The organism is Okeania sp. SIO2B9 (assembly GCF_010672505.1).
In the GTDB taxonomy this organism is placed as follows: Bacteria; Cyanobacteriota; Cyanobacteriia; order Cyanobacteriales; family Microcoleaceae; genus Okeania; species Okeania hirsuta.
In genome coordinates this window covers 1-7,621 of sequence record NZ_JAAHGK010000210.1, presented here as the reverse complement: position 1 = coordinate 7,621, position 7,621 = coordinate 1, and the positions used below count along the sequence as shown (strand labels likewise).

Annotated in this window: 7 protein-coding genes; 5 read left to right on the top strand and 2 right to left on the bottom strand. The window is 36.0% G+C overall.

Features of this window, described 5'->3' with window-relative positions; all coding sequences use genetic code 11:
• The first annotated feature begins 532 nt into the window (after window positions 1–532).
• The 4 genes from F6K13_RS10015 (at window position 533) to F6K13_RS10000 (ending at window position 4,321) form a co-directional block, all read left to right on the top strand.
• The gene (locus F6K13_RS10015) at window positions 533–835 is read left to right on the top strand and encodes a hypothetical protein (RefSeq protein WP_124146727.1); all 303 of its coding nucleotides are present in this window, start codon (window positions 533–535) and stop codon (window positions 833–835) included.
• A 574-nt stretch (window positions 836–1,409) separates the two neighbouring features.
• Window positions 1,410–2,492, top strand: coding sequence for a thiamine phosphate synthase (locus tag F6K13_RS10010; RefSeq protein WP_124146726.1), 1,083 nt, complete (start codon window positions 1,410–1,412; stop codon window positions 2,490–2,492).
• Between the two features lie 11 nt (window positions 2,493–2,503).
• A complete protein-coding gene (gene thiS, locus F6K13_RS10005) occupies window positions 2,504–2,722 on the top strand; it encodes a sulfur carrier protein ThiS (protein ID WP_124146725.1) in 219 nt (72 codons plus the stop codon).
• Window positions 2,723–3,376: 654 nt separating this feature from the next.
• On the top strand, window positions 3,377–4,321 hold the full coding sequence (locus F6K13_RS10000; RefSeq protein ID WP_124154772.1) for a DUF1517 domain-containing protein: 945 nt from the start codon (window positions 3,377–3,379) through the stop codon (window positions 4,319–4,321).
• A gap of 903 nt (window positions 4,322–5,224) precedes the next feature.
• On the opposite strand, the gene F6K13_RS09995 is transcribed toward F6K13_RS10000, so the two are convergent.
• Window positions 5,225–5,347 carry a hypothetical protein gene (locus F6K13_RS09995; protein WP_275670435.1) on the bottom strand — a complete coding sequence of 41 codons (123 nt, stop codon included), beginning with the start codon at window positions 5,345–5,347 and terminating at the stop codon, window positions 5,225–5,227.
• A gap of 138 nt (window positions 5,348–5,485) precedes the next feature.
• Here F6K13_RS09995 and F6K13_RS09990 point away from each other — a divergent pair, with 138 nt between their 5' ends.
• Window positions 5,486–6,355: a hypothetical protein gene (locus tag F6K13_RS09990; protein WP_124146723.1), complete on the top strand. Its 870-nt coding sequence runs from the start codon at window positions 5,486–5,488 to the stop codon at window positions 6,353–6,355.
• 327 nt (window positions 6,356–6,682) lie between these two features.
• Here F6K13_RS09990 and F6K13_RS09985 read toward each other — a convergent pair.
• Window positions 6,683–7,621: hypothetical protein (locus F6K13_RS09985; protein ID WP_287287313.1), on the bottom strand; the 939-nt coding region annotated here is incomplete at its 5' end.

Here is a 7,621-nt window from a genome sequence, read left to right as displayed (position 1 = left end):
CATCATAATTATTTTTAGTATTAACATCTGCTCCTTTATTAATAAGTCAAGCAGTTATTTCCTGGGTTTTAGAGCTGATTTATAAACTGAGCTGAAACTATGATACTATCTAGGTCTCAGGAATTTATGGTTTACTGATCCACAATCGGCAAAACCTTTGTCCTGTAATAAATTCAGCCTCTTAATATTTACTTTATAAATCAGCTCTTACCTGCATAATAATGTAGTGGAGTATTCTCATGGTTTTTTTGTTCCCACTAAACGATGCTTCATTCACAATTAGTATATCTATTACTTGAGATTTATTATCCTGAGTAGCATTATGTCATCGAGTCCAAATGTTAGACTTCCTCTGTGCTTACTGGAGTCATCATATTCAGACCAGTTGCTTATCCGGTAATTGGACTTGGACTGATTCAGATATAGAAATGTCCTTATAGAAGCTATTTGGTCAAGTGATTAATTTCCTCTTGAGCTGATAAGATATGAAATGAAAAATTAACTTCATAAATTATCAAGGAAATAAATAATCATGGCTATGATGCAAACAGGTTCTGTTGACTTAAACTCCCCTGGAGACAATGCTACACAAAGCGGTGACATTAGTGGTTTTACACAAGTTAACTTTCCTACACCATTTCCAGAAGGAACAACTGTAATTGTTATTCCTATGGTTCAAACCTTTAATGGACCAGAGACCCCAGGAGTCCGTCTTGCTGAGGTTACTACTACTGGGTTTAAGATCCGAATGAATGAATTAATTGGAAAAGGTGCATCACTCTCAGGTAATGCCCACACTACTGAAACAATTGGATGGGTGGCTTATTCTGTTTAATCCTGTAGAGTCTATACTTTAGGGTTGTCTGTAAATTTAACGGCAGGGTTGCTATTCAAAACGGTCGCACATTTATCTTGTGCGATCGCAATTACGATCAAGAATCTACAATATTGTTATTTTCTGAGAAATTAAATAAAGCCGAAACTTAGGATAGCCCTCAAATATATCCACTATTCCCTATCAGGATTAACTAGCAACATAAACTTTAACTCAACCCCGAAAATTAAGAAGTTACTCATAGCGATCGCTAAAATTTGTCTATTATTGCTATCCGCTAATTACATAAACAATTAATTTAATTTAACGAAAATTTCTACCCTGAGAGTCAACATTTTTTCTAAATATGGCCTAACTAAATATTTTGATCTTGACCCTACAGTAGCAATCCTGATAGCTAAACTATTTCAGACATTAATAGTTAACTTCTGTATTGCAGGCAATATTATACTATAAAACGATCTATATTAATGGCAAATGAGAAAATTTGTCATAATCTGCCCTTCAATATTCGAGAGAGCAGGATTATAGTTATGTTGGCAATTTAAGGATTAAAATTTATAGGGTAATTATTATGAACGATAAGTATAATTGGGGTCAAAATGTACAGCCTGGGGTTCGCCGAATTCTGGATGCCAACCTAGATAGGGCGAGAGAAGGTCTAAGAATTATAGAAGAATGGTGCAGGTTTGGCCTCAATAGTATACATTGGGCAAATGAATGTAAACAACTACGTCAAGAGATTGGGAGTTGGCATAGTACAGAATTAAGAATGTCCCGAAATACCCCTGGCGATCCAGGTACAGAATTGACTCATCCACAGGAAGAGGAACGTTCAGATGTTCAACAACTGCTACAAGTTAACTTCTGTCGCTTAGAAGAAGCACTACGAGTTTTAGAAGAATACGGAAAAATTTATAATTCTCAAATGGGTTCCGCTTGTAAACAAATGCGTTACCGAGTTTATACTATAGAAAGTGGACTTCTCGCCTATAGAAGATATCAGCAATTACAAAACTCCTACCTTTATCTAGTTACCTCACCCAACGATAAATTAATCAATATAGTAGAAGCAGCTCTTCAGGGAGGGTTAACTCTTGTCCAATACCGCAATAAAACAGCAGACGATATAACAAGATTGACAGAAGCTCAAAAACTCTGTCAACTCTGCCATCGCTACGGCGCTCTATTTATTGTTAATGACCGAGTAGACATGGCGATCGCTGTGGATGCAGATGGAGTTCATCTAGGACAAGATGATATACCAGTTCAACTTGCTAGACAACTGCTTGGCCCTCAGAAACTTGTAGGTCGTTCCACTACAAACCCACAAGAAATGAAGCGAGCTATTCAAGAAGAAGCGGACTATATTGGAGTAGGGCCAATATATGAAACTCCTACTAAGTTAGATAAACCAGCAGCAGGTTTAGAATACATTAGTTATGCTGTGAATAATTGTACTATTCCTTGGTTTGCCATTGGTGGAATTGATATGCAAAATTGTGATGAAGTTCTATCTTCTGGTGCGGAGCGTGTATCTGTAGTTAGGGCAATTATGCAGGCAGAGCAACCAACTTTAGTAACTCAATATTTTCTTTCTCAACTAAATCGTTATCAAGCCCTACGCTCTCATAATATATTACCAGAAAAAATCTAAATATTACTAGAATGTCAAGTCAAATTACGCTCAAAGTTAACGGAGAAACCCATACTTGTTTACCTCATATACTTTTACCTAATTTTCTGGAACAGTTGGGGTTAAACCCTCGGTTAGTAGCTGTGGAATATAATGGTGAAATTTTACATAGACAATTTTGGGACAAAACTGAAATACAAGCAGGGGACAAGTTGGAAATAGTTACTATTGTGGGGGGTGGTGTTGATTGAAGTCAGAAGTTAGAAGTTAGAAGTGAGATTTGATAGGCTAAAAACGGGGATTTATATTTATATATGGTTATAGGTAGTGGTGTACAAGTAGTGATTTTTGTAGTTTTGTTTCTGGCAGTGAAAGGGATTTAATTATAAATATCACTAGATCTACAGGACTACCTGATTATAGTAACTAAAAACTATAGTGCTATATATTTTAAGACTTAGACAAATATACTTGACTAAAAAATAAAGAAAATTCAGTATTTCAAGCCTCCTACCTACTTTAGTAGGAGGTACTGTTAACTGATAACTGAAATAACCTAGTGCAGGATGGCGGAAATAACTGACCAGTTACAAAATCGCGCGAACAATTACAAATCAAAAATGATTGACTGTCAGATGTGCGTCTTACATTCTGGAGGGGCTGTGTGCGGAATTACTTCCGCACTTTATACACCCCGTAGGAGACGCCAATTAGCACTCGCTTTTAAATGCATGACTTCCGCGTAGCCGCACTAGACTGTAACCTCGACTACATAATTTTTGATTTTTGATATTTTGTGATTCAAGTACGGATATCCCAATAATTAAACACCAAGCTTTGATTGCAAAGTCTAGAAAGAAAGCTATACATTAAAGAAAGAAGTATAGAAATAATAACAATTATTTATGAATAAAAAATTGCTTTCACAGATCGTAAAATCTGTCTTTGTCATCGGACTAGTGTTTACTTTAGTCTTCAGTCAAGCTGATGCAGCTTTAGCCGCTCGGAGTGGAGGTCGCATTGGCGGTGGGTCATTTAGAATGCCCAGTCGCACCTATACATCACCTACCCGTAGTCCTGGAGGTGGTTACTATCCTGGGGGTGGTATTGGCTTTCCATTTTTACTACCTTTCTTTGGTTTCGGTGGGTTTGGCAGTCTGTTTACAATTTTGATTTTTATTGCGATCGCTAATTTCTTAGTTAGTAGTTTCCGAAGAGCAACTCAGGGAGATGAGTTTGACAGCTATAGTAATAATCCTACAGTTTCTGTTGCTAGCGTACAAGTTGGTTTATTGGCAGAAGGTCGTAGTTTACAAACAGACCTTGATAGAATAGCGGAAAATGCTGATACTGGTTCTGCTGCGGGTAGAGCGCAAGTTCTCCAAGAAGCTACATTATCTTTATTGCGTCACCCTGAATATTGGGCTTATGGATCTGCCCAAAGTGAACAAGCAAAGCTAGACTCGGCAGAAGCAAAGTTTAATCAGTATGCTCTGACTGAACGCAGTAAGTTTTCTGAGGAGACTCTTTCTAATTACAATAATCAATTAATTGATAAAAACCTTCAAACTTCTCTACCTGTTAGTGAAACTGATGGCGAACTGGTAACTCAGGAAACTGAAGCACCAGGGGAATATATTGTGGTTACTATTGTTGTTGGTACTCAAGGTAAATTACAGTTGCCAGTTATTAATAGTACAGAAGATGTAAGACGTGCTTTAAGTCAAATGGGTACTATTTCTAGCGAGCAGTTATTAGCTGTTGAAGTTTTATGGACACCTCAAGCGAGTGGCGATACTTTGACTTCTGAGGATATGGTTGCTGAGTATCCAAATCTTAAATTGGTTTAATCAAAAGAAGGAAGAAGGAAGGAGGAAGAAGGAAGAACCGAAGTTGTGATTTTTTGGTCAGGGTATAGCAAGTGGGAGTATCTTGCTCCGGTTGTGAGTATTGCTTGTCTCCATTTATAGCGCTGTGCACAGGCAACAGGCAACAGGCAACAGGCAACAGCGGTGCGACCCCGCGACGACGCCAGTCGCAAGGGAATGCTGACCAAGAGAGGGAATGCGCACCAAGAGAGGCAACAGGGGGAATAAATTGCCGATAATATAAGACTTTTAGCTATTTGGCCCCTGCTGCAATTTGTAAATATACCAGCGCTCATTGCTATACCATTACGCCTGCAGGACTACCAATTACTGTACTGTTTGTTAAACTGTAATATTCTCCATTCTTAATTTCTGTAAGGGTGGGGAATATTTATTTTTGATTTTTGATATATTACTGATTTCCTGGAAGATTGATGAATTTGCAGTAATATCATGTCCGGTTGAATACTTATAAATAAACGATGGAGGATTCAGGAGTCAGGAGGGAAGAAAGAAGAGTAGGAAAAAGAGAAAGTTTTTTGATCACTAACTATCCAGACATGATGTAATACCATTTCTCAAAAAAAATGTTACGAATAAATAAGTGCGATTAAAATATTTTATAGGAGATGTTCCTTTGACAAAAAAAGAGAATTTATGACCTAAAACCTGGTATTGAAGCCATTAATTCTGGGTCCTGTACGTCGCCAATCCGACGGCTCCCCTACCGAATAAAGAGGCTAGTCATTTGTAGCAAACATTTATCAAATTGGTATAAGATTATTCCGGAATTTATCAATATTTGATTGTAACTTAACAATAGTAGCATAGCCAGGATATATTAGGTAAAATTTATTGCCTAATATATAATGTGAATAGTTATTATCATTTTCTTTGTGGGTTTAATACCCCACCGTCAACGGGGGTGTTCAAAATTACTTGGGGGAGCGAATCCCCATGTAATTTTCCTCCTGTCTCCTGCCTCCTGTCTCCTGTCTCCTTCTTCAAATTAATCCATATATTTCACAAATTAACTATCAGTTATCTCAGGGTCGCATCTGGTAAAAAATATCCTCAAACTTAAAATTTGAATCAATAAGTTTGAGGTAGTTATAACTCGTACACAGATGCAATAAAGAATTAGTGATGAAGAACTGCAACCAAGCAATTAATTCCAGAGAATACAAATTAATTCTCAATATTAATCAATTTTATGACCGTACTCATACTGTAGAAAGATTTGGCAATTTAGTTGAGTCATTGACACAACAGTTTAAAGGAAAAGTTATTAGCCAACAAACTGAAGAAAAATATAGACAAATTTATTACTTAGATACACCAAATTTTGATTTACGTCATCATGGTTTTATCTTGAGAATTAGACGAGAAAAAAAATATCATCAACCAGAATATCAGGTGAATCTCAAACATCGTGAGTCAGACCGCTATTTATCAGCTTCACAGGATTTGTCGGCAACAAAAGCAGGTAAGACTAAGTTTGAAGAAGATATAATTCCGCCATTTCAAAGTAAATTTTCTCAGTCAATATCTGTAACTAGAGATCGGCAACCTAACTTTGAAAATATTAAACAAGTTGCGAAATTATTTCCTGGTTTAAAAGCTCTTGATATTCCCGAACAAACTTCAATTGAGTTAGTTAATAATTTTCATGCTTTTGAAGTGGTAAGGAAACTAGCAAATTTACAATTTGGAGACAAACATATTGTGAAAACCGATCTAAGTTTCTGGTATTTAAATACAACAGATAATTTACCGTTAATTGCAGAATTTTCACTTAAATATCGTCTACCTAAAAAATTGTTAGAATCTCCAAAAAAATTAGAACAATTTCCTATGCCAATGATTCAAGGAACAAATTATTTGTTTAAAGCTTTGCAACAACAATGGGAATGGATAAATTTTCACCCTATGACTAAAACTGCTTATGTTTATGGCCAAGGAAATCAATCTCAAAATATGTTTTTGGCAGAAAAAAAATCTCTTTTGGCTGCTTAATTTAGTAGGGTGCTGTTAGCGACAGGGTAACTGAGCAAAACTCAACGGTGCTTCATTAATTGATAATGGATAATGGATAATTGATAATTACCTCTGGTTAAAACCGTTCTTGATTGAATATAAGGAGATATTATTTCTTCTCTTGGTTGATTGGATATGGCGAGGAGACCTCGCCATCCCTCAACCGCTTTTTTCCCCTTAAAAGGGGAGGCTTTAAACCTGAATTATTTAATTATTAATTATTAATAATTAGGTAATACTATACTCCACTTCGTTCCGCTCACATACCCTACTACTAATAAAGAGGTAATATAAAGTAGTGAATTTTTATTGATATTGTTCCCAAGTTTCATCCTTTAATTTTTCGGCTAAATCTGTAACATCATTCACACTACCAATATAAAAGTATCTTTTACTGCTTTGCATACCCCCAGGAGTAGTCTTGCGAAAATTAGTCGGATGTAAATCAGCTAATAAAAATACTCTTGCTGGATACCATGAATTATCAATATAGCTACGACGGTTTCTAGCAATTTCAACTAATTCTTCATCCGATTTATCAACGTTTTTCCACTTAATAGAATACTCATCTTCTGACTCAATATCCACAACTGCTTCAATCTTAGCTACCCGGTCTACTTGTTTATTTCTATAGACTCCAAAGTACAAACTGCGACGATGACTATACTGACCACCTTTTGCTGTACAAACATATATATTATGGTTAATAACATCATCATAAGTTCCAGCACAATTCACAACATCTAGACGATATTTCCAAGAAGGTAACAAATTTTCTTCATCAAAATACTCTTCTAAGTCGGCGATCGCATCGGCTAGACTTTTTGATAAACCTTCCACTTTTATTGACTCTAGAAAATATTCAAAACTAATAGGTAAAAATAAAATTTTATCTGCTTCAGCAATCTTTTTAACATTGGAAAAAGCCGGATCATTAGGTTCATCTTGTTCATAGTTAGCAAGAGCAATAAGAACTTTTGCCCCTTGCTTTTGCTTGAGGCTTTCTAGATGACGTAATAATTGTCCTTCATCAAAATTATTTCCCCTTTTAGTTTCAATAAAAATAGAGAAAGGTTCTTGAGTAATTTCTCCATCAGGAGTGCTTTGTTTTCTTCTTACTTGTTGAGTGAATTTGACTCCAACTTTTCCAGATAAACCTTCACCTAATAGTTTACTCAAAACTTCCGATAAAAATTTAGGATTTTCTTCATAGAGCATTTTGAGAATCAGGAGACAATGGTTTGA

Coding starts and splice junctions, on each gene's coding strand:
- F6K13_RS10015 (WP_124146727.1), top strand. CDS start 533: ATGGCTATGATGCAAACAGGTTCTGTTGACTTAAACTCCCCTGGAGAC.
- F6K13_RS10010 (WP_124146726.1), top strand. CDS start 1,410: ATGAACGATAAGTATAATTGGGGTCAAAATGTACAGCCTGGGGTTCGC.
- thiS (WP_124146725.1), top strand. CDS start 2,504: ATGTCAAGTCAAATTACGCTCAAAGTTAACGGAGAAACCCATACTTGT.
- F6K13_RS10000 (WP_124154772.1), top strand. CDS start 3,377: ATGAATAAAAAATTGCTTTCACAGATCGTAAAATCTGTCTTTGTCATC.
- F6K13_RS09990 (WP_124146723.1), top strand. CDS start 5,486: ATGAAGAACTGCAACCAAGCAATTAATTCCAGAGAATACAAATTAATT.